The organism is Pseudomonadota bacterium, from assembly GCA_026388255.1.
Lineage (GTDB): Bacteria > Desulfobacterota > Syntrophorhabdia > Syntrophorhabdales > Syntrophorhabdaceae > JAPLKB01.
In genome coordinates, this window is sequence record JAPLKC010000040.1 from 1 (window position 1) to 23,771 (window position 23,771).

Annotated in this window: 21 protein-coding genes; 17 read left to right on the plus strand and 4 right to left on the minus strand. The window is 44.9% G+C overall.

Annotated features, from left to right (window positions below; translation table 11 throughout):
- The 12 genes from hypF to NT178_05035 form a co-directional block, all read left to right on the plus strand.
- Nucleotides 1–2,024 (plus strand): carbamoyltransferase HypF (gene hypF, locus NT178_04980; GenBank protein ID MCX5811883.1); only part of this gene is annotated, 2,024 nt, incomplete at its 5' end.
- 24 nt (nt 2,025–2,048) lie between these two features.
- Nucleotides 2,049–2,279, plus strand: coding sequence for a HypC/HybG/HupF family hydrogenase formation chaperone (locus tag NT178_04985; protein MCX5811884.1), 231 nt, complete (start codon nt 2,049–2,051; stop codon nt 2,277–2,279).
- A 15-nt stretch (nt 2,280–2,294) separates the two neighbouring features.
- Nucleotides 2,295–3,380 (plus strand): hydrogenase formation protein HypD, encoded by a 1,086-nt coding sequence (gene hypD, locus NT178_04990; protein ID MCX5811885.1) that lies wholly within the window; start codon nt 2,295–2,297, stop codon nt 3,378–3,380.
- A 13-nt stretch (nt 3,381–3,393) separates the two neighbouring features.
- Nucleotides 3,394–4,413, plus strand: a complete 1,020-nt coding sequence (gene hypE, locus NT178_04995; protein MCX5811886.1) for a hydrogenase expression/formation protein HypE — start codon at nt 3,394–3,396, stop codon at nt 4,411–4,413.
- A gap of 283 nt (nt 4,414–4,696) precedes the next feature.
- A complete protein-coding gene (locus NT178_05000; protein MCX5811887.1) occupies nt 4,697–7,288 on the plus strand; it encodes a PAS domain S-box protein in 2,592 nt (863 codons plus the stop codon).
- Between the two features lie 84 nt (nt 7,289–7,372).
- A complete protein-coding gene (nadC, locus tag NT178_05005) occupies nt 7,373–8,188 on the plus strand; it encodes a carboxylating nicotinate-nucleotide diphosphorylase (GenBank protein ID MCX5811888.1) in 816 nt (271 codons plus the stop codon).
- A gap of 3 nt (nt 8,189–8,191) precedes the next feature.
- Nucleotides 8,192–9,235, plus strand: coding sequence for a quinolinate synthase NadA (nadA, locus tag NT178_05010; protein ID MCX5811889.1), 1,044 nt, complete (start codon nt 8,192–8,194; stop codon nt 9,233–9,235).
- Between the two features lies 1 nt (nt 9,236).
- Nucleotides 9,237–10,805 carry an L-aspartate oxidase gene (gene nadB, locus NT178_05015; GenBank protein ID MCX5811890.1) on the plus strand — a complete coding sequence of 523 codons (1,569 nt, stop codon included), beginning with the start codon at nt 9,237–9,239 and terminating at the stop codon, nt 10,803–10,805.
- A gap of 268 nt (nt 10,806–11,073) precedes the next feature.
- Nucleotides 11,074–11,529, plus strand: coding sequence for a ferritin family protein (locus tag NT178_05020; GenBank protein ID MCX5811891.1), 456 nt, complete (start codon nt 11,074–11,076; stop codon nt 11,527–11,529).
- 32 nt (nt 11,530–11,561) lie between these two features.
- Nucleotides 11,562–11,759 (plus strand): hypothetical protein, encoded by a 198-nt coding sequence (locus NT178_05025; GenBank protein ID MCX5811892.1) that lies wholly within the window; start codon nt 11,562–11,564, stop codon nt 11,757–11,759.
- 234 nt (nt 11,760–11,993) lie between these two features.
- Complete coding sequence (locus tag NT178_05030; protein ID MCX5811893.1) at nt 11,994–13,037, plus strand: glycerol dehydrogenase; 1,044 nt, start codon at nt 11,994–11,996, stop codon at nt 13,035–13,037.
- Nucleotides 13,038–13,053: 16 nt separating this feature from the next.
- Nucleotides 13,054–13,224: a hypothetical protein gene (locus NT178_05035; GenBank protein MCX5811894.1), complete on the plus strand. Its 171-nt coding sequence runs from the start codon at nt 13,054–13,056 to the stop codon at nt 13,222–13,224.
- A gap of 40 nt (nt 13,225–13,264) precedes the next feature.
- Here the strand turns inward: NT178_05035 and NT178_05040 are convergent, their stop codons facing one another.
- Nucleotides 13,265–13,666: an NUDIX domain-containing protein gene (locus NT178_05040; protein ID MCX5811895.1), complete on the minus strand. Its 402-nt coding sequence runs from the start codon at nt 13,664–13,666 to the stop codon at nt 13,265–13,267.
- Between the two features lie 165 nt (nt 13,667–13,831).
- Here NT178_05040 and NT178_05045 point away from each other — a divergent pair, with 165 nt between their 5' ends.
- The 4 genes from NT178_05045 to NT178_05060 all read left to right on the plus strand — a co-directional run bounded on the left by NT178_05045 (nt 13,832) and on the right by NT178_05060 (nt 19,758).
- On the plus strand, nt 13,832–15,463 hold the full coding sequence (locus NT178_05045) for an ATP-binding protein (protein MCX5811896.1): 1,632 nt from the start codon (nt 13,832–13,834) through the stop codon (nt 15,461–15,463).
- Nucleotides 15,464–15,950: 487 nt separating this feature from the next.
- Entirely contained in the window at nt 15,951–16,496 is a 546-nt protein-coding gene (locus NT178_05050; GenBank protein MCX5811897.1) for a (2Fe-2S)-binding protein, read from the plus strand.
- Entirely contained in the window at nt 16,493–18,784 is a 2,292-nt protein-coding gene (locus NT178_05055; protein ID MCX5811898.1) for a xanthine dehydrogenase family protein molybdopterin-binding subunit, read from the plus strand. Before NT178_05050 ends, NT178_05055 begins: the two co-directional genes overlap by 4 nt.
- Nucleotides 18,784–19,758 carry an FAD binding domain-containing protein gene (locus tag NT178_05060; protein ID MCX5811899.1) on the plus strand — a complete coding sequence of 325 codons (975 nt, stop codon included), beginning with the start codon at nt 18,784–18,786 and terminating at the stop codon, nt 19,756–19,758. The genes NT178_05055 and NT178_05060 overlap by 1 nt, the downstream gene beginning before the upstream one ends.
- Here NT178_05060 and NT178_05065 read toward each other — a convergent pair.
- The 3 genes from NT178_05065 to NT178_05075 all read right to left on the minus strand — a co-directional run bounded on the left by NT178_05065 (nt 19,747) and on the right by NT178_05075 (nt 22,616).
- Nucleotides 19,747–20,559 carry a ParB/RepB/Spo0J family partition protein gene (locus NT178_05065; protein ID MCX5811900.1) on the minus strand — a complete coding sequence of 271 codons (813 nt, stop codon included), beginning with the start codon at nt 20,557–20,559 and terminating at the stop codon, nt 19,747–19,749. The genes NT178_05060 and NT178_05065 overlap by 12 nt on opposite strands.
- Nucleotides 20,559–21,317, minus strand: a complete 759-nt coding sequence (locus NT178_05070; GenBank protein MCX5811901.1) for an AAA family ATPase — start codon at nt 21,315–21,317, stop codon at nt 20,559–20,561. Before NT178_05070 ends, NT178_05065 begins: the two co-directional genes overlap by 1 nt.
- Before the next feature lie 132 nt (nt 21,318–21,449).
- On the minus strand, nt 21,450–22,616 hold the full coding sequence (locus tag NT178_05075) for an MFS transporter (GenBank protein ID MCX5811902.1): 1,167 nt from the start codon (nt 22,614–22,616) through the stop codon (nt 21,450–21,452).
- A 327-nt stretch (nt 22,617–22,943) separates the two neighbouring features.
- Between NT178_05075 and NT178_05080 the strand changes: the two genes are divergently transcribed.
- Entirely contained in the window at nt 22,944–23,756 is an 813-nt protein-coding gene (locus NT178_05080) for a TRAP transporter TatT component family protein (GenBank protein MCX5811903.1), read from the plus strand.
- The last annotated feature ends 15 nt before the right edge of the window (nt 23,757–23,771 follow it).

Below are 23,771 nucleotides of genomic sequence, written 5' to 3' on the forward strand. Positions count from 1 at the left end.
GCGAATCATGCGCTGAGGAGATACTCAACCCTCTGGATCGCCATTATCAATACCCGTTCACCAATTGCACGAATTGCGGTCCAAGGCTCACCATCATCGAAGACATCCCCTATGATCGTCCCGGAACCTCCATGAAAACCTTTAAAATGTGCGACAACTGTGAGGCCGAATATCACAACCCACTCGACAGGCGGTTCCACGCCCAGCCTGTAGCATGTCCTGCATGCGGCCCAAGCATACGCATAGCGGACAACAAAGGCAAAACGGCTGGCGATAATAACGACTGGCTTGATTTTACATGGAGTGTCCTCAGGAAAGGTAAAATCCTGGCCTTAAAGAGCCTTGGTGGTTTCCATCTCGTCTGCGACGCAAGAAACGAAGACGCAATAAATACGCTGCGTCTTCGTAAAGCAAGGAAGACAAAACCATTTGCTGTGATGTGCAAAGATATAAAAACTGTCCGTAAATATTGTGTTGTTAATAAAGATGAGGCAAGGTTTTTAACTTCACCCCAGGCGCCGATTGTCATATTGAAGAAAAAAGGGCGCTTCAGCCTGCCGGAAGCGCTTGCCCCGGGGCTTACCTCTCTGGGCGTAATGCTGCCATATACACCGCTTCATCTGCTTCTTTTCAGTGGGCCATTTGACATACTTGTCATGACGAGCGGGAATTACAGCGAACTGCCGCTTGTAAAAGATAACGAAAAGGCCCTTGATGAACTCCAGAATATAGCCGAATACTTCCTTCTTCATAACAGAGACATCGTCAACCGTTGCGACGATTCCCTCATCCAGGTCATAGACGGAGAGGTAAGTTTTTTCAGAAGATCAAGGGGATATACCCCGCAGCCGATTACGGTCATACGGAAAAAGGCCTCGCCGGTTGTCCTCGGCATCGGCGGGGAAATGAAAAACAGCTTCTGCATCCTTAAGCAAAACCAGGCTTTTATGAGCCAGTATATCGGTGAGATAGACACCGTCGAAGGAGAGAAAAACCTCCTTGACAGTCTTGCGAACTTTCAAAACTTGATAGGCGTAAAACCGGAAATCGTTGCCTGTGATGCCCATCCTGATTATACCTCATCTGCTATAGCCCGCAAAATACCTGCAAAAAGCCATGTTGAAGTTCAGCATCATCATGCACATCTTGCAAGCTGTATGGCGGAAAACAATATCGGTGATGAAGATACCATAGGTGTGATTCTCGACGGGACCGGTTACGGGACAGACGGCAATATCTGGGGGTTTGAAGTATTCGCAGGCAATTACCTCGGGTTTGAACGTATGTTCCATCTTGCCTATGTTCCCCTTCCCGGCGGTGAAATGGCAATACGCCAACCCTGGCGGACAGCCTGTAGCTATCTTATTACATTCCTTGGATGCGAGGGGAAAGGATACGAGAAGCTACTTTTTCCTGACAGAGATATCGATACTATTGAACAAATGATAACAAAGGGTTTTAACTCCCCTCTCTCATGCGGCTGCGGCAGGCTTTTTGATGCAGTATCGGCCATCCTCGGGGTCTGTCAGGAAAACACCTACGAAGGACAGGCTGCAATTGAACTCGGCGAAATTGCACTGAAAGCGCACCAAAACGCCTTGAAGGAATCATATGCATATACAATTACAGAGGATACAATTTTCCCCGGGGAGATGCTGGAAGGCATAACAGAGGATAAATTAATCGGGATTCCTGCGGAAACTGTTTCCGCAAAGTTTCACAACACCATCGTCAAAATCATCTGCGATACAGTTGGGAGGGTATCGGCGTTGACAGGGTTAAAGAAGGTGATGCTCAGCGGTGGAACATGGCACAACGAGTATCTTTTCAGGGCAACTATAAAGGCTTTACGTATGGATGGATTTCAGGTATGCTTTCACAGACATGTCCCGACAAACGACGGCGGTATAGCCCTTGGTCAGGCAATGATCGCACACTGGAGATGGAAAAGCAACAGAGGGCATAAGGAAAATATATATAGCGCAGACGTCCCGTCGTCTGTCGACAGCGATGATCAAATGTAACAGCACAGGGAGGTTGGTAATAATATGTGTCTTGGGATACCGGGAAAAGTGATCGAAATCAATACACAGGAAAATTGGGCCGTCATTGAGGCCTTTGGCGTTAAAAGTAAAATATATACGCCTCTCATAGAGGAGGAAATAGCTATAGGTGATTACCTGATGGTTCATGCCGGGTATGCAATCGGAAAAATTGATACGGAGGAAGCCGGCCGGACATTAAAAATGCTGGAGGAGATTGCACAAATTGATGCATAATCCAGGGGTTTCCATATGAACATCGAGCTCAGTAAAAAATTGCTGGATCAGCTTATAAAACTGTCCGGCAGCGTATCCGACAAACTTGACCGGCAGATTACTCTGATGGAGGTCTGTGGTACCCATACTACCGCCATCTCCAAAAGCGGCCTGCGTGGGTTGCTGTCTCCCTATATGGAACTTCTCAGCGGTCCCGGATGCCCCGTATGCGTGACAGACCAGACAGATATTGATAGAATGCTCGCCTTCGCCCGATTGCCTGGAGTTGTCATTGCAAGCTTCGGCGATATGATACGCGTTCCCGGCACACATGCCTCACTGGAGGTCGAACGCGCCCGGGGCGCACGGATAGAGATATGCTATTCGCCCCACGAAGCTTTATCTTACGCAGTACAGCATATCGACAAAGAGATCGTTTTCCTGGGTGTGGGTTTTGAAACAACTGCACCTGCTGTTGCCTTAAGCGTAATGGAAGCAAAGGCACTGGGTATAATAAATTATTCCGTCCTGTCGGTACATAAACTCGTTCCGCCGGCAATGAAGGTGCTCCTCGCAGACCCCGAACTCAACGTTGACGGCTTTATCCTCCCCGGACATGTGTCTGTGATAACAGGCAGAAAGGTCTTCGATTTTATCGCATCCGAATATGGCATACCGGCAGTTATAGCAGGTTTTGAACCTATTGACATCATGGAAGCCATATCGCTGCTTCTGAAACAGATAGTTGATAAAAAGGCAGAAACAATAAACGGCTATACACGTCTTGTCAGCGAAGAGGGTAATATCCGGGCTAAAAATGCTATTGAAGAGGTTTTTGAGCCTGAAGATGCATCATGGCGGGGGTTCGGCCTGATTCCTGAAAGCGGTCTTGTATTTAAAAAAGCATATGCAGGCTTTGATGCCGCAGCCCGGTTTCCCGTAGAGGTTCCGTATGCCTCGCCGCCTGAAGGCTGTTCGTGCGGCGAGGTGTTAAAAGGTAAGATTAAACCGGATCAATGCCCTCTGTTTTCCATTGTATGCACCCCGGCAGACCCCACAGGCCCCTGCATGGTTTCTTCTGAGGGAGCCTGCGCGGCATATTTCAACTATGGCGATGAGTAAAAGAGGATAAAATATGACTTCTCAAAAAAACAGCGATATAATCCTCATTTCTCACGGTGATGGCGGGCTTCTTACACATCAACTCCTGGAGAAATATTTTTTACCCTGCTTTAACAATACGCTCCTTGAAGGGCTCACCGATGCAGCATCGTTTCCCGTCAGACAAGGAAAAATGGCAATAACAACAGACTCTTTTGTTGTTGACCCCATATTTTTCCCCGGAGGAGACATCGGAAAACTTGCCGTGTGCGGTACTGTGAACGATCTGGCTGTAAGCGGCGCTAAACCGCTCTACCTGACAGCATCCTTTATCATCGAAGAAGGGTTTCCCATTGCCGATCTGGAAAGGATCATTGCCTCCATGGCACAGACCTGCCGGGAAGCGGATGTAATGATCGTTGCCGGGGATACAAAAGTGGTAGGACGGACTCAGGCAGACAAAATCTTTATCACCACTACCGGCATCGGCTATATGCTTCTTGAAGCTGATCTGGGTTATAACCGCATAGAACCGGGTGACGTGATAATCGTAAACGGGCCAATGGGAAATCACGGTCTTTCCATTTTACTCGAAAGACAATCTTTCAGTTTTGACACAAAAGTATTGAGCGACTGCACGCCCCTCAACATGCTTACAGAAAAGCTTCTTGAAAGATTTAAGGGCATTAAATTTATGAGAGATTTAACACGGGGCGGACTTTCCACATGTATAAAGGAAATCGCCCTGTCGGCTGGTGTAGACATACGGCTTAACGAGTCAAATATCCCCATTGACGACTATGTAAAAGGCATTACCGAAACCCTTGGCCTCGACCCGCTCTATCTTGCCAATGAAGGCAAATTCCTGCTCATAGCCTCAGGTGAAGAAGCCGACAGCATCCTGGAATATCTTAGAGAAGACCTCTGCGCCCAACAATCGGACATAATAGGTCATGTCGAGACAGGCAAAGGAAACGTCTACCTGAAGACAACCCTGGGTGGAACAAGAAGGCTTACCATGCTCACCGGCGCTCCCCTGCCGAGAATTTGCTAAAACAATACCATTTCGGATTCAGTTATAAATCATCGCGTCTACAGAAAATAAAATAATTGAATATTGATGTTCGATGATAGAACAAAGGACATTCCCATCATTACGCTTTCAGCAAAGGCACAGTCCTTTGAAATCCGGCAAAGCTCAGAGGCAGAAGCTGACAGATATTTGTGTAAACTATTTGTGTAAACTTGTAAGCTTTTCTGATATTTTAAAAGAGATGCAGACCTTTGAATCAAAGTAGTTCAAATATGTTGGCATGATTTGCAAGGAGTATATATCTATGGGAACAGATGATATAAAAGAAAATGAGCAGCAGCGGCGTATGCTTCAGGAATATATCTTCAGCCTTGAAGATGTCCAGGAAAAGGCTGAAGAACTTGCCGGCGCCCACGAAAAACTTAAACAATCCCAGGATTTTCTAATAGCTGTCCTCGACAGTACGACCCATGGCATATGTCTGGTTAAAAATCATACGTTTATCTGGTGTAATAATGCATTTGCAGATATTCTCGGATGGAATCAGGAGGATATGATCGGCCAAAAATCAAACATCATATTCCATGACGAAGAGGAACATGCAAACATTGACCGTATAATTTACAATAACCCCCTCAAAGACAGGATGTTAACATATGAGTATGATTTTATGCATAAAGACGGTCATCGCGTCAGTTGTATGGTAAAAGGACGTCCGCAGGACGAACATGATCTTTCCAAGGGATATGTATTCTCGGTTACAGATTTTACCGAATTGAAAAAAACCGAAACAGCGTTAAAGAATGCATACAAAGAGCTGGAAGGACGCACCAAAGACCTCCTGGAAGCAAACGTAAACTTAAACAGGGAAATAAAGGATCACAAAAAAACAGAAGACAAATTAAACCAATACCGGGCTCATCTTGAAGACCTGGTAATGAAAAGAACAGCAGAGCTCAAAGAAACTAACGAAAAACTTCAGCAGGAAATATCCGAACGCAACCAGCAAGAAGAGGCCCTTAATAAGCTGAAGGAACTGGAATCGTCTATGCTGGGCGCAATCCCCCATGCCGTTATTGGCTTGAAAGAACGTATCGTTATATTTGCCAACGATTCAGTGGAAGAGGTGTTCGGCTGGAAACCGGAAGAGTTGATAGGCAAAAGAACGAGAACCCTTTACAGGACAGATGCAGACTATGAAGAGATCGGCACTTTATACCAGGTTCTTGAAAAACAAAAAGTGTACAGCATGGAAATTAACTGTCGTCACAAAGACGGGAGAGATATTATCTGCAAACTGAACGTTTCAAGGATAGGAACAAGTCTGGCGGAAAAACATATTGTTGTTATGTATGAAGATATTACAGATAAAAAAAGGGTTGAAAACGCCCTCAGGGAAAGTGAGGAAAAATACCGCAATATCTTTGATAATACCATAGAGGGGATACTACAGTCAGCCCCTGACGGCCGCATATTGAACGCCAACCCCGCCCTTGTTAGTCTGTATAAAGCCGATTCGCTTTATGAATTAGTCAATGATGTCAAGAATTTCGGCAAACTGTTCGTAGATCCCTTACGGTGCGAGGAATTTCAACGCCTGTTGATGGAACAAAGCACGGTCAAGAGTTTTGAGGCAGAGTTGTACTGTAAGGACAAAAATATATGCTGGGTCTCCATTAATGCGCGTTCCGTTTTGGATGAAGACGGAAAGCTTATTTACTATGAAGGCACCCTGCAGGATATCTCCGAGCACAAAAAGCTTGAATCCCAACTGCTCCAATCCCAAAAAATGGAGGCCATCGGTACTTTAGCCGGAGGTGTTGCCCACGATATCAATAATATTCTGATGGGCATACAAGGCTATACATCTCTTGCGCTCTTTAATCTGAAAAGTTCCCACCCTAACTATGAAAAACTCAAAAGTATAGAAGCGCTTGTAAAAAGCGGGGCTGATCTGACAAGACAGCTCCTTGGCTTCGCGAGAGGGGGAAGATACGAGGTAAAACCTTCCAATATTAATGAGATCGTTGCAAAGACGTCCATGATGTTCGGCCGTACAAAAAAGGAGATTACGATTCACACACAATATGAGGAAAAGCCCTATACTGTGGATGTTGATCAGGGACAGATCGAGCAGGCCCTTTTAAACCTGTATGTAAACGCCTGGCAGGCTATGCCCGGAGGAGGTGAATTACACATAGAAACACAAAACCATTTTTTTGATGAAAACAATGCAAAAGCTTCTTATGTAAAACCCGGTGAATATCTTAAGATATCTGTAACCGATACGGGCATCGGCATGGACAGCAAAACAAAGGAGAGGATTTTTGAGCCCTTTTTTACAACTAAAGATATGGGTCACGGCACCGGTCTCGGACTCGCTTCAGTATACGGCATTGTGAAGAACCATGGGGGGTTTATTAACGTTTACAGTGAAAAAGGGCACGGAAGTACATTCAACATATATCTTCCCGCTTCAGAAAGAGCAGTACAAAAAGAAGAAGCATTTATCTCTGACACCATCAAAGGCACAGAGACAATTCTTCTTGTGGATGATGAAGAAACAATTATTGATGTTAATAAAGATTTTCTTGAGTTGCTCGGATACAGCGTCATAGCTGCAAGAAGCGGCAGAGAAGCCATTGAAACATATAAAGCAAGGGCAGAAACTATTGACCTTGTGATCCTGGATATGATCATGCCTGATATAGGGGGCGCAGAAACCTTTGAATTTTTAAAAATGGTTAATCCGGATGTTAAGGCCATTCTTTCAACCGGTTACAGCATTAACGGTCAGGCAACCGGCATAATAAACAGAGGTTGCAAAGCCTTTATACAAAAACCCTTCACCATACAAACATTGTCACAAAAAATCAGAGAGGTCCTCGACAATTAGCAAAATTACTTTTGTAAAAAAATATCCCTGATATAAAGTCTTTAGTTGACTCATTCCGGTTGCAGTTCTATAATATCAGCTCATATGAAGAATAATTTATACGATTATCTGAAGGAAGATATCGGGTCCGGAGATGTCACAACAAACTCAATTGTGCCCAAAGGCCATACCTCAAAGGCACGTATAATAGCAAAGGAAGATGGTGTTATTGCAGGAAACACTTTTGCTGCAGGGGTTTTTATGTTGCTGGACAATCAGCTTTTGTATGAAGAAGTGGTGCATGATGGTGAGCGTGTGAAAAAAGGTGATGTTATTGCCATTGTTAAAGGAAAGACACGTGCAATCCTTAGCGGCGAGAGGGTTGCCTTAAATATCCTCCAGAGGCTTTCCGGCATAGCCACACTTACAAGACAATTTGTAGATGCTGTTGAAGACACAGAAACAAAGATACTTGATACAAGAAAAACATCCCCGGGACACAGGATAGCGGAAAAATATGCAGTAAGAATGGGCAGCGGTGTTAATCACAGGAGCGATTTAAGTGAGATGGCCTTGATCAAGGAAAATCATATAGCTGTTGCAGGGTCTATCAAAGAAGCGATTAAAAGGGTCCATGCAAACTCAAAAGTCCCTGTAGAAGTAGAAGTAAAAAATATGGCAGAGCTAATGCAGGCTTTGGAGGAAAACGTTGACCGGATACTCCTTGACAATTGGAATATAGAGTCTACACGTGAGGCGGTTTCTTATACAAACAAACGCGTTCCCCTTGAGGCATCGGGAAATATGACCCTTGAAAGTGTTACCGGGGTTGCAAAAACAGGTGTTGATTTCATCTCAATTGGTGCATTAACACATTCATTTAAGTCCCTTGACATAAGCTTGCTCCATGAAGGAGTTTGATTTATGACGGGAAACGCCGATGTACTCGAAAGAATAAAAGCTGCAAAAGAAAGGCTTGGAAAAGATTTAATAATACTTGCCCATTACTATCAGCACCGTGACATTGTAAAATTCGCCGATTTTGTCGGTGATTCGCTGCAGCTTGCCCAGACTGCCTCCAGGCAGAAAAATGCCCGCTATATTGTGTTTTGTGCAGTCTCTTTCATGGCAGAGACGGCAAGAATCCTTTGCAGTCCGGAGCAGGAGGTATTCCATCCCGAACCGGATGCGCGATGCCCACTTGCTGAAATGGCAAATATCGACGATGTAGAGAAAGCATGGACTGCCATACAGAAGACAGGCAAGAAGATTATCCCGGTAGTTTACGTCAATTCCAATGCAGATTTGAAGGCCTTCTGCGGACAAAACGAAGGTCTTGCATGCACCTCATCAAATGCAAAAAAGGTCATGGAGCATATTTTATCAGAAAAGAAAATTCCTTTATTTTTCCCTGATGAAAACCTGGGTAGAAATACGGCGCATACCATGGGCATCAATGACAGCGAAATGTTTCTCTGGGATCCCTATGCAGCCGATGGTGATAGAAACACAGCAGCCATAAAAAAGGCGCAGGTTTTCCTTTGGAGGGGGTTTTGTATTATCCATACGATGTTTTTATTGTCCGATGTGGAGCGTGTAAGAAAAGAACATGACAATATAAAAGTCGTTGTCCACCCCGAATGTACACCAAGTGTTGTTGATATATCGGATTTTGCAGGCTCGACAAGCTTTATAAAAGACATTGTAGAACAATCTGAGATTGGTTCAAAGTGGGCAATCGGAACAGAGATAAATTTTGTAAACAGTATAAAGGCGGCAAATCCGGATAAACTTGTTATACCCTTAAAAACCTCCGGATGCAGGGAAATGGCAAAGGTTACACCGGAAAAACTCCTTCATGTTCTTGAAGGTCTGGTTGAAGGAACCCCCCTTCACCATGTTTCTGTTGATGCATCATATGTTGAACATGCCCGGACAGCTTTAAAGAGAATGCTGGAGATTGCTTGAGATGAACAATGACAACATACACTTTTGCGATGTTCTGGTTATCGGTTCAGGCATAGCCGGTCTTTCTGCCGCTATCACCGCAGCCGAATCAGGGCTTGATGTGATTGTAACAACAAAAAGTTCTGTTGAAGAATCAAATACCTTTTATGCCCAGGGCGGGATCGTTTCTATGGGACAGGATGATTCCCCGGAGTTCCTTATCAAGGATATCATGGAGGCTGGTGACGGCATCTCAAATCTTGACGCCGTAAAGATGATCTCCCGTGAAGGACCTTTGCTGGTCAAGGAATTCCTGATCAACAAAATAGGGGTCCCTTTTTCACGTACAACAGACACAGATTATGAATATGCACAGGAGGCCAGTCATTCGAAACGGAGGATTCTCCATTGTATGGATTCCACAGGGAAGGCCATTGAGGAAAGCCTTGTCGGGTATGCAAAGAACGTTAAAAAAATCAGGATATTTGCTGATTATACAGTCATAGACCTTTTGACCGTCCCGCATCATTCGACCAATCCTGTTTCACTTTATATCGAACCGCAGTGCATTGGGGCCTATGCCCTGAATAATATAAGTGAACAGGTAGAAAGGATATTTTCTTCATTTACGATACTTGCCACAGGCGGGCCGGGAGGGACATATCTCCATACCACCAATCCTCCGGGCGCAACAGGGGATGGATTTGCCATGGCGCACAGGACCGGCGCCCGGATGATCAACATGGAATATATACAATTTCACCCCACAAGCCTTTTTCACAAGGATGCGGACGGTTTTCTTATCTCCGAGGCTGTGAGGGGCGAAGGAGCAAGGCTTAAAACGAGAGATGGTGAAACCTTCATGGAAAACTATTCCCCGCTTGGCGATCTTGCACCCAGAGACGAGGTATCAAGGGCAATATATGAAGAGATGATAAAGAGGGGAGATGCCTATGTTTATCTTGATATAGCTTCCTATGCAAAGATTGATATAAAAAAGCGGTTCCCGACTATTTATGAAAAATGCCTGTCTCTGGACATAGATATGCTGAAAGGACCCATACCTGTGGTTCCTGCAGCCCATTACGGCTGTGGCGGCATCCTGGTGGATAACTATGGAAGAACATCATTAAAAAAATTATATGCTGCGGGAGAAGTTACCGCAACAGGCATACACGGCGCAAACAGGCTTGCCTCTACATCATTGCTCGAAGGTCTGGTCTGGGGCATAAAGTCTGCCCGTCATATAGCAAGTAACTTTGATAATACAAAACCGTACAAGGAATCGGAAATCCCGCCGTGGCGTTTTCCTGAGAAAGAGGAGGAGGCCGACCCGGCACTCATACAACAGGATTGGCTGAGCATCAGGTCAACCATGTGGAATTACGTCGGCATCATAAGAACCGTAAAAAGATTAGAGAGAGCGTTAGCAGACCTCGGTTATTTAAAAAACAGGATTGACGACTTCTATCGAAGGGCACATCTTGAACCTATGGTGATAAACCTGAGAAACGGCATCCGGGCAGCCCTTATCATAGCCGAAGCTGCATTTACAAACCGCAGCAGCCGTGGCGCACATTATATAAAGTAGGACATTGCAGCCCCCTGCCCTTCCGGTATAATTCATGTCCGATTTTGGATCGCCATGTTTATTCACTTATAAGCTTCACTGCACGTAAAAGCTTTATAAGGGTAATCACGGCTGCTTTCGAAAGTTGTTTGACACCGATAATCTGCTGTGTTATACACCAACAAGGAAGAAGTGGGTTTTTAACCAGGCGCAAGTAACGTATAGAATAAGCAGGGTTTTGAACAATTTGTGTAAATTAAAATGGGCATACTGCCAAGGAGAATGAAAAATGAATCAGGATGAATTTAAGAAGATAATTTCTTTTGCAATTGACTGTGAAAACGAGGCATATACGTTTTACAGCACAGTGTCCGACAAAGCGAATGACACAAAACTCAAAAATCTGTTTAATGAACTTGCTGGAGATGAGAAAAAACATCGACTTGCATTAGAGACATTCCTTACTCGATCTCTGGAGAATATGCATTTTTCGGCATCAAAGGATTATAAGGTTGTGGATGCACTTCCTACACCACCTTTGACTGCTGATCTCAAACCTATCGATGGCTTGGTAATCGCTATAAAAAAAGAGCTTGAAGCCATGCAAATGTATACCCAGCTTGCAAATGCCAGTACTGACGAAGCACAGAAAAATACCTTTACAGAACTTGCATCTATGGAGCGGGGACACAAGGGCAGGCTCGAGGATATATATACAAATATGGCATTCCCTGAATCCTGGTAGCGTCACTTCAACCGTGTAATGTTGTAGGTAGTATGGAAACATTTTTCGGGGTTATCACTGGCATCGGCAATGTCATTTTTGCCACCATTGAGCTTGCAGGTTCCCTGATCACGGCAGTATTGGCAATCATGATTCCGGCCATTTGTTTTATCCTCGTAGTAACCTTCTGCACCTTTGTCCTCCATAAAGCGGGCTATCACTTCTTCGGGAAGATGAAAAAGCAGCCATAACCCATTCACCCGAGTCTGCTTTGGAGTCAGTGACAGCAGATATTGATTTTTTGGTAGATATTATAGGGTTTTTAACGATAGAATCAAAATGTTCGTATATATTCAGTGGAATATGAGGAAAATAAATGAAGAATTCAGGCGCTTTAGACCCCAATGTGATATATCAAAAACTCCCGGACAACAGGAATCCTGTACAACTTTTTATATCCCCTTCTCAATACATCCAGGGGCGAGGTGTTATCAATCTTCTTGGAGAGTATTTATCCCTGTGTATTTCAGGCTGCGCAGGCGTGCTCATATATCATTGATAAGAGTCTGAACACCGCCGGACTTACAGTAAAAAAGACAATCTTTCAGGGCGAATCTACTCTGAGGGAGGTGGAAAGAATTGTAACCTTTTTTGAAGGCCCTGGCCCTGAAGTAAATGTCCTCATCGGCATCGGCGGAGGCAAATGTCTTGATACCACAAGAATGGCAGCGTCAAGACTCGGTGTGCCTGCCGTAACGATTCCTACCACAGCTTCGACAGACGCACCGACAGCGGCACATTCCGTTATCTACGACGAAAAAGGGGTTTTTGCTAATGTGGAATTCAGTATGACCAACCCCATGCTGGTCTTGGTCGATCTTGATATTGTTGCCGCTGCACCGCCCCGATATATCGTAGCAGGCATGGGGGATGCTTTTTCCACATTCTATGAAGCACGTTGCTGTATGGAAAATCCGGAAGCCCGAACTGCAAGAGGCGCCAGACCCACCATGGCAGCCCTGGCTATTGCCCGTCAGTGCCGCGACCTGCTTCTCGAATACGGTATCGCAGCGCTGGATGAGATCAGGCATCGACAGGTAGGCGAGGCCCTCGCCCATATTGTGGAGGCAAATATTCTTCTCAGCGGGCTCGGATTCGAAAGCGGCGGTCTTGCAGGGGCGCACGGTGTGGCACAAGGGTTGACGGCTTGCAGCAATTTACACAAAAACTGTCTTCATGGAGAAATGGTGGCAATCGGTGTTATGACACAACTCATCATGGAAAACAGAATGGACGAAGCTGAGCAGGCAGCCCGATTCTTCAAGGCGGTGGGACTGCCTTTGCACCTCGCTCAGTTGGGTTTTGACCCGCTACAGCGAATGTCTGAACTGGATAACATCGTTCAGCACAGTCTGAACGTATTCTTCATCCGATATGAACCTTTCGAAATAACGCACAGTTTCCTGAAAACAGCAATCCTCGAAGCAAATGAGTTCGGTAAGGTTATGGAAAGAAACCTGACGGAATAAGAAACGGAGATAGATTATGCATGATCACGATCACAAACACCGCAGACCAAGTATAGGCATGTTCCTGACCAATCTCCATGTCGATATGCCGCTCTCAAAAAAAGTCTGGCTTTTATTCAGGAACAATATGAAAAAAATACTGACCCTCAGCAGTTGCTGCGGCCATCATGGCGAACCGGGATGCTGACAGCGGGATGACGAGTCCACCGGTCGGTGAGACTGTGCAGTTAATGAAACATCTTGAAATAGGCAATGACAATCTCTTTACAATTGGCGGCACACTCAACATTGATAACTTCTTCCAATGAAAACCATCCGCCTCTCTGTCCTTCGTTAACTGTTAAATCCTCAAGTATCAGGTTATGGTCAATAATTCTGTACATATAAATGTTATATCCATCAAAGGGAAAATTACCAAAGTATTCCGGATTTGAAAATTCGCATTCTAATTCTTCAATGATTTCTCTTTTAATAGCTTCATCCGGGGTTTCCCCGTTTTCTATCTGCCCGCCGAATGTGCCCCAACAGCCTGGATATGGGATATCGGGCTTATTGTCTCTCAGTTGAAGCAATACTTTGCCTTCTCTGTTCTCAATCAGAAGTCCACATTGTGATCGTTCTTTGCTCATAAAATCTTTCCTGCAATCTTTATATATACCTTATATAAAATAGTATCAATTAATTCGCAGGAAGTTTCCCTCATTCCCAGGATTCATGGATCGGCCCTACCAGTCAGTTTACGGTAAAATGGCCACAAAATTCAAATAAATCTGCTATACTTAATTGTAAACACTATGAAACAGGATAAAAATAAAACAAAAGAACAAATCAAACACGAATTGGCACAGTTATGCAAAGAACACAAAAAAACCGAAGAGGCGTTGAGGGAGTCTGATGAGAGATATAGAGGAGTCATCGACAACATAGGCGTCGGCATTGCCTTAATAAGCCCCGCAATGGAAATATTTTTCCTGAACAACCAGATGAGGAAATGGTTCCCTGATGTTGATACTTCCAAAAGACCCGCCTGTTACAGGGCATTCAATAATCCTCCAAGAGACACTATATGCTCCTACTGCCCGACATGTACAACACTTCAGGATGGGCACATCTATGAGGCAGTTACCGATACGCCGGCAGGAGATATAACCTTACACTATAAAATTGTTTCGTCTCCCCTTAGAGATAAAGATGGCAATATCATAGCAGCGATTGAGATGGTCTACGACATTACAGAACAAATAAAAATGGATATTCTTATCAAAAAGGAAAAGAAGACCTTTTTCTCTATCTTACAGAGGGCGCCTTATGGCGTGGTAATGATGGATAAGCATGGAAGGTATATCTATATAAATGAGGAATTCGTAAATATTACCGGATATAAGCTTAATGATATCCCGACAGGACGTGACTGGTTTCGTAAGGCATATCCTGATGCTAACTATAGAAAACATGTTATTGTGGCATGGAAGGGCGACATTGCCAGGAAGGGCGCTCAAGTATTCACTATTTTATGCCAAAATGGAAAGAAAAAAGAGATTCAATTTAAATCATATAGCCTGGATGAAGACGGCTATATTGTAATGCTCTCCGATATAACAAAACAAATGCGGGCAGAAAGGGCGATTAAAAAAGCCCGTGACGAACTGGAAAAAAGGGTCAGTGAAAGAACGGGAGAACTGGAGAGCTTGAATAAGGAATTGGAAAAGCATATTAAAGAAATTGAAACAATTAACAGTGAGCTGAGGACATTCAACTACTCCGTATCCCATGACCTCAAAACCCCTGTCATTGCAATCGAAGGTCTTTCCCGCAGATTGCTCGGTAAAAACAACAATATTCTGGATGCAATAGGGCGGCAATACCTTACGGCAATTCATAAAAGCACTGTAAACATGAGAGAGTTCATTGATGACCTCCTTGCGTTTTTCAGTTTAGGTCGAAAAAGTATCGAAATTTCTCCAGTCAATATGGAGGAAATTGTAAGAGAGGTCTTTGAGCAGTTAAAAATGCTTTATCCTGAGCGCATAATAGAGTTGCATCTGAAGCCTTTATCGAAAGCATATGCAGATAGCACAATGATTAGGCAGGTTGTTTCAAATCTTTTAAGCAATGCCATTAAATATAGCAAACAAGGGAAGATAATACGCGTGGAAGTAGGTAGTTGGGCTGAGATGGAAAAAAATGTCTATTATGTAAGAGATAATGGAATAGGGTTTCCCATGAATTATGCTGATAAGATATTCGAAGTTCTTGAACGGCTCCATGGTGAAGATGAGTTTGAGGGAACCGGCATTGGATTGGCTATTGTAAAACGTGTTATCAATCGGCATGGTGGGGAGGTATGGGCTGAAGCAACGGTCAATGATGGTGCAACATTTTATTTTACAATACCGATATGGAAGCAAGGAGGTATTTCCAAATAAACAAGTCAATTACCACCGCCATACGGGGACCCAGGCAGAGGATGCTCCTCAACCTTCGAACAGACTTTTGTTTTTCCGAGGAAAAGTAAAAGGATCTTGCCTGCCACGTACTTCAGGCCATCAGGGTTGCCCTGAGGAGCAAGAAAATCAATGAGAGCTGGATAACAATAAGGAAGGTACTGTCTCAACCCATGTGCATATTACCGCCATCATAAAGAGGACTGACAGAAAGTTGATTCATATAAGGAAGCGCAGGGAGCAGGGAACAAAACGGTGTTCTGGCTATGTCGAACGAGAAAACTCAGGAAACTTCAGACCCAATATATCCTTGCCCATACCTGTATAATTATGATAATATTTACTGTTGCATTGACAAACTAAATACCGGGTCGCATTCAAAAATAGCACCCAGAGGTTACCCGGGTAACGAGGAAGCAACGAAGCTATATGAATGAAGGCGGCTTTGTAAAATAAACCTTAGGAAGACATGTCAGTAAAAGCTAAAAGACCGGTTAAAAAAAAGGCCCTTGAAACACATCATATCAGCCTCACGGTCAACGGGCACATCTATGAATTAGATATAGGGAGCAGCCCCGGCCAGGTTGAACCCTCGCATACACTTGCCCATACGCTCAGAGAGACACTCGGCCTGACAGGCACGAAGGTATCATGCGACAGCGGCGCATGCGGGGCATGTACCGTGCTTATGGATGACAAGGCCGTGCTTTCCTGTATGACACTAACTGTTGAATGCAACAAAAAGAGGATAACATCCATTGAGGGCTTGAAAGACCAGGTGACTGGCAGGCTCGATCCTCTTCAGAAGGCTTTTATTGACCACACAGCCTTTCAGTGCGGATTTTGCACGCCCGGCATAATCATGAGCGCAAAGGCGCTCCTTACCCAAACACCTTCCCCCACAGAAGAAGAAGTAAAAGAAGCCCTTTCCGGCAACTTTTGCCGTTGTATCAGCCACTATCAGGTTATAAATGCAATTATGGAACTATCAAAACAGGCAGAGCAGGAAAAATGACCGATACTTACAGGTTTATCGGCAAAGCTACTCCCCGCAAAGATGCAACCGATATTGTCACAGGCAATACACGGTTTTTAAACGATCTAAAAGCCCCGGATATGCTCTATGGAAAGGTGCTTAGAAGCCCTCACCCACATGCCTTTATTGCAAGCATTGATAAAGCTAAGGCATTGAAACTGACGGGTGTGAAGGCAGTACTTACCTGGGAAGATGTCCCTGACTGGAAGGGCGGCACGCCGCGTTACACGCGTGTTCTCGACCGTAAGGTCCGGTTCGTTGGTGATGCTGTGGCGCTTGTTGCAGCAACAAGCGAAGAAGTAGCACAGGAGGCACTTGGCCTGATAGATGTCAAATACAAGGTTTTACCTGCTGTCTTCGAGATGGAAGAGGCCCTGAAACCTGATGCACCTCAATTATATGATGAATTCCCCGGAAACATTGTAACCCCTGGCGTTCCCTTTTTCGGGCCTAAGAACCTGAAGGAAGTTGTCATGGGAGACGTGGAAAAAGGTTTCGAAGAGGCTGAAGTGATAACAGAAGGCACCTTCGGTTACGAGAATATGCCGAACCCTCTGCCGCCTGAAGCGCCCGGGGTAATAGCCCTGTGGGAAGATCCTGACAGGGTAACGTTGTGGGTATCAAACCAGGCATCATACATGGACAAGATTACCCTCTTCCATGTCTTCGACAGAAAAGTGCAGGTGAGAACAATCGGCGGCCCTTGCGGCGGTAGTTACGGGTCAAAATTCATGTCCTGGCAGGTGCAGGCTCACGCAGTACTTCTCAGCAGAGCAACAGGTAAGCCGGTTAGACTTTCCTTTACCAAGGAAGAACACCTTGCAGCATTTACGCTCAGACCCGGATCACGCATGCAGGCTAAAGTGGGAATGAAGAAGGACGGAACAGTCACGGCAATATCAGGCAAGTGGCTCATCGACACCGGTTACTATTCCATGACCACGCAATCACAAGTTGCTGTGGGATGTGGCGAGGTGCAGATCATGGTACGTTGTCCTAACTGGGACTTGAGGCCCACTATCGTCTGCACCAACAGAAACGCCTCCGGCATTGTGAGAGGCTTCGGAGGCCAGGAGTTGAAATGCGCGCTCATACCTCTTTTGAGCCTCGCCATGGAAAAGGCCGGTATTGATCCCTTGGAATTTTTCAAAAAGAATTATGTCAAACCGGGTGACGGGTACTTCTGGCGGGACGGCATCTGGTATACATACCGGGGCGTGGACTATACAAAGACAATGGATAAGGGTGCGCAGACATTCGGATGGAAAGAGAAGTGGAAGGGGTGGCTGAAACCCACTACTGTAAACAATTCAAAAAGAACCGGCATAGGTGTTGGTGTACATGGTAACGCCGACATCGGTGAGGATGCATCAGAGGCCTATGTGCGCCTTCACCCGGATGGAACTGCCATGCTCTTCTCCTGCATAACAGAGCACGGAACCGGGCAGAGGACAAACTTCGTCAAGATGGCGGCTGAGGTCCTGCAACTGCCAATGGAACGGATTTCCGTTGCACCTTCCGATTCACTGATCAATCCCTATGAGTTCGGACCTGCAGGATCACGGGGAACTTATGCCATTGGAAGCGCCGTCATTGCAGCAGCAGAGGACGCAAGACAAAAACTTTTTGAACTCATATCCCCCATGCTTGGCGCAGAGCCCTCCGACCTGGACACTGTAGACGGAACGGTCTTTATTAAGGATAATCCGGAAAAGCGGATACCATGGAAGGCAATGAGCATAGACCGCACCATCACCGGCTACGGGCGGTTTGAACCGGATTATACACTATCAAATTGCATGATGACATTTGTCGAGGTGGAGGTTGATACGGAAACGGGTAAAGTAAACCTGCTGCGTGTCGTAAACACCACAGATGTCGGGCAGATTATAGACCCGCCGGGGCTTGAAGGGCAGCTTAACGGGTGTCTCGGCTCAGGAGGCATTGACAGCGCCCTCTTCGAGGAAACCATTATTGACCATAAAACAGGTCATATACTCAACGCCAATATGATTGACTACAAATGGCGTACTTTTTCAGAACTGCCGGTGATAGACAATGTGGTACTGGAAACTCCTTTTCCCAGCCACCGGTTTCATGCGGTAGGGGTCGGTGAGATAGCCACCACTCCCGGCCCTTCAGCAATACTCATGGCCGTATCTAATGCCATTGGAACCTGGCTGCACGAATATCCGGTCACACCGGAGAAGGTGCTCGGTGCACTTGGCAAAGCAACTCAAAAAGCCGTAAAACCGGGTGAAATATAATGAGGTCTTTCAGACACATCAGCGCAAGGACAATAGAAGAAGCCTGTATGCTTCTTCTTGAGTATAACGGCAAAGCCGTGCTTAATGCAGGTGGGACAGACCTGCTCCTCACCCTTAAAGGAGAGCATCTCTTCGATTACCCCGAAGCTGTTATTGATATCAAGACGATATCGGGTCTCGATTACATCCGGGAAGATGATAAAACACTGAAAATAGGCGCATTGACAAAACTTTTCGATATTGCGAGGCACCCGATCCTTCAGAGCAATTGCCGGACACTCACAGAGGCAGCCCGATCTGTGGCTACACCCCAGATACGCAATACAGCAACCATAGGGGGGAATCTGTGCCAGGATGTACGGTGCTGGTATTACCGGTATCCGCGCCATATCGGAGGGCCGATCCGCTGCCTGCGGAAAGGAAATGGCCCCTGTCTTGCTGTTGCCGGTGACAACCGGTACCACGCGATCATGGATGCAAAGAGGTGCTTTGCCGTTTGCCCTTCCGATACCGCCGTAGCCCTGGCTGCACTTGATGCACAGATAATCGTTACAGGAACAAAAGGAGAAAGAAGGATTGCGCCCACAGACTTTTTCAATCCTCTGGGGAATGCCGTCGCACAGGATGAACTGGTTAGAGAAATCGAGATTCAAAAGACATCAGCCCCTACGCAACAAAGATTCCTCAAATTTACCCTGAGAAGCCCTGTGGATTTTGCTGTCGTTAGTGTTGCATCGGTTGTAACTGTTGAAGAAAACATATGCACGGATGCGCGTATTGCCCTTGGGGCTGTTGCCCCCGGACCTGTTCGTGCAAAAAAAGCCGAGGAATTCATTAACGGACAGATGATTAACGAGGTTACTGCGGCGCATGCAGCAGGAGAGGCCCTTGCAGCCGCCCGGCCGCTCAGCAAAAACGCATACAAGATTGAGATTGCCAAAACCCTTGTAAAAAGGGCAATATCAGGGGGGTGAGATTACTTCTGTAATTCTTTCGAGGTCTTCCTGTGAATAAAACTCTATGATAATTTTACCTTTGTTTTTCCTGTAAGTTATGTTTACCTTCGTCCCCAGCTTTTCCCTCAGAGACTCTTCTGCGTATGGGAAAGGCGAAGACTTTCCGGTTGACTTCTTTTTAACTTCTCTCTCAAGCTCTCTTACCGAAAAACCTTCCTTAATAACCTTATCAACGAATCTTTTCTGCTCGTTTTCGCTCTTAAGCGTGATCAGCACCCTGGCATGACCCTGGGAAAGCTTCCCTTCAAAAATCAGCTTTTTTATCCATTCCGGGAGTTTTAGAAGCCTGATAAAATTGGTGACAGAACTCCTGTTAATCCCTATCTTCTTTGCAAGCTCTTCATGGGTATAACCAAACTCTTCAACAAACCTGTCGTATACCACGGCAACCTCGATAGCATTCAGGTCCACCCTCTGGAGGTTTTCAATCAAGGCTATCTCAAGGGCCTCTTTGTCGTCAACGTCTTTTACAATGGCAGAAACCTCATTAAGCCCTGCCATAACAGACGCCCGGTATCTTCTTTCCCCTGCAATGATCTCATAGCCCTTGCCTTTTTTTCTCAGGATAACCGGCTGTAGAAGTCCTTTTTCCCTGATAGATGCAGCAAGTTCGACAAGCGAATCATCCTTTATTTCAAATCGAGGCTGGGACTGGCCTGCAACTATTTCGTTTACCGGGATAACCCTGGTCACCCCTTTTTCTTCAATATCTTTGAGTATAGCCGATAAACCTTTTCCTAACGGGTCTTTTCTCAGCATCAGGCTCCCTTTTCAAGTATTTCTGAAGCAAGTTCGAGATAACTCTCTGCACCCTTCGAACATATATCATAGAGCAATGCAGGCTTTCCGTAACTCGGCGCTTCGCTCAACTTTACGTTTCTCGGTATGATGGTTTTAAACACACTATCGTTAAAATAGCCTTTTACTTCATCCATAACCCTGAAGGAGAGATTATTCCTCTTGTCGAACATTGTGAGCAGCACCCCCAGGGTTTCCAGCTTCGGGTTCAGCCTCCTCTTGATAACCGTTATCGTTCTCAGAAGCATTGCAAGCCCTTCGAGGGCAAAGTATTCACACTGTAATGGTATAATGACAAAATCCGATGCCACAAGCGCATTTATCGTCAGCAGGCCCAGAGAAGGGGGACAATCTATTATGGTGTACTTGTATGTATTGCTTAATCGCTCCAGGATATTTTTTAATACAAATTCTCTGCTTTCCGCATCGAGAAGTTCAACTTCGGCGCCGATCAGGTCCGGATGTGCCGGAATTATGTCTAAGTAAGGCACCTCTGTCTTCCTGATCACCTCTTTTGCATCTTTATTGCCGATAAGCATGTGGTACAGGTGTGCATAAAGACCGCTGTATGTTATGCCAAAACTCGTTGTTGCATTGCACTGGGGATCTATGTCGATAATAAGGGTTTTTCTTTCGGATATGGCAAGGGATGCTGCCAGATTCACTGCTGTCGTTGTTTTGCCGACGCCGCCCTTCTGGTTTGCAATAGAAATGATCATGATGTTTAATAGACTATCATAAACTATTAAAGTTGTAAAAGATTATAATAATTCAGCAAATAAATGTACAGGGAATAAAGGGCAAAAAGCCGTCTGAAAACCATTCTATTATAAGGTAAAATCTGAACAGGGCTATTTAATCTCTTTCAAATAAAATATAATCGGACTCGACAGGATAACCAATATTCCAATGGTTGTAATACCGAACCTGAAGCTGAGGAAATCGCCTGAAAGGCCAAGGAGATAGGGGATCAAACCCCCGCCGAGCATGATACTGAGGGTCATAACCAATCCGGTAGCCATACCTCTCATTTCTCTGTTGAATATCCTTGCGATGGACAAAAGTCCCAAAGGAAAAAAACCTGTTATACATATTGCCTGTAAAAATAGAAAAAAACCTAAAAACTTGACAGAAGATACGCCTGTGCAAATCGTGAAAATACCGGTCAGCAACATCATAATAAAGATGGTTTTGCGCAGACTGAATCTATCAACAAGAAAACCGCACAGGATAGCTACCCCTATCCCCCCAAGCCTTGATATCCCCAATATGGTATTTGCATAGCCGATGCTCAATGAAAGCTCTTTTGTAAGATACAGAGGGACTATGAAATAGATGCCCAGGTTGACCCCGGCGGCAAAGGTAAAGAGTATGCTTATGATCCAGAGAGATCGTATTTTGATAAGATCACCAATGAGCGTCTTTTGAGAAGCGTGTCTAATCTTTACTTCATCGCATATCAAATAAAAGACGATGGCACTTAAAATAAAAACAACTGCAAAGACTTCAAAAATCCACCTCCACTGAAAATATTGTAGAAAGAAAAGCGCGATAAATGGGGCGCTGAATATGGACACAGAGGCGCCGGAATCATGGATAGCGATTGATCTGCCCCAGTTTTTTTCGGCAAAAAATTCGGTAATCAGCGGTATGGCTGACGGCAGATAAACACCTGCCGAAAAACCGAGAATGAAAGAATAAATATATAAAACAGAAAATACCTTTACGAAAGGAATCAAAGAAAATGTGAAAGACGATATTACAAGGGAAAACGCTATCGATTTTCTGTATCCAATCCTGCCGGAGTAAAAGCCCGAGAAAAGCATTGAAAGACCATATCCGATTGACTGAAATATAAAAATGCTGCTTGCCCCGGCATGGCTGATTAAAAATTCGTCTTCTATCAACGGCAGGATAGGCGAAAATATTGTCCTTGTACTGAAATTGATAAACCAGAGAAACCAGAGAAGAAGGAGAAATAAAATGGCCTTGCCTTTCAGCTCAGAATGGTGTTCCACGGCTTCAATTTAACCAATGCTGCGAAGAAAAGCAATCGGTTGTTGAAAAATTCTCAATAGAAATGGAGTCGTTCTTCAACAGGCCATCGGGCCGGTGTTATATGATTTTTTATGGTTATAATAATTTGGTCCCGGCTGAGGCAACGAGGGAATATCCCATAGGCAACTTGTTTCCGGAGTTTCCTGACTTTTCCATTGGATGTTACGCCGATGGGCAATGCTTAAACTATTTAAGCACAAATAGTTTAAGCATTGCCTTTAAAAAGATTTTGTGGTAACACGTTATGGATAAGATTTTTTTGAATGAATAAATTCACACCACAAGAGATGAAACTTTTGCAAATCCGTATTCTACTTTGTGTAATATGTCTTTTTCTGTTAACCGGTTGTCTGCCGAATAAAAAGCTGACCGTTGCAGCAACGGCGATATTACTGGAAGGGGTGGCAAAATCTACTTTTCAACAATCTGACCTTAAGCTGGTCCGTGAAGGAATTCCCGCCTATCTGATGCTTATGGACGGCATGATCGAGTCGGTGCCGGACAATGAACAGTTGCTCATCAATGCTGCCCAGACCTATTCTTCTTTTGCCTCGGCTTTTATGGAGGAAACAGATCCGGAGTATGCAAAACTTCTCTACAGGAGGGCAAGGTATTATTCTCTGCGATCCCTGGAGATAAGGGGGTTCAATGACCCTGCTCAGAGTCTCTTTGACAATTTCAGGGAAGGCGTAAAGGCCTGCGGCAAGAAAGATGTCCCCTATTTGTTTTGGGCAGCCACCTCCTGGGGAAACTGGATCAAGCTGAACCTCGATTCGATGGAGGCACTTGCTGAACTTCCAAGGGTTGAACTGATGATGAAAAAAGTACTGGAACTCGACGAAGGTTTTTATTACCTGAAAAAGGCTCAAAAACATTTTCAGAAGGCTTTAGAGGTGGGACAGGGCAAATTTTTAATGACCTATGTCTATTATGCAAACTTTTACGCGCGGTACGCCCTCGACAAAGACCTTTTTGTCTCCACCCTTCAAAAGGTTCTCGATACTCCTGCTGATATAGCGCCGGAGGTAACACTCCTTAATACGGTTGCGAGGAAGAGGGCAGCGGATCTGTTGAATCATAAAGAGGAAATTTTCGAATAGGAGCAGATATGAACA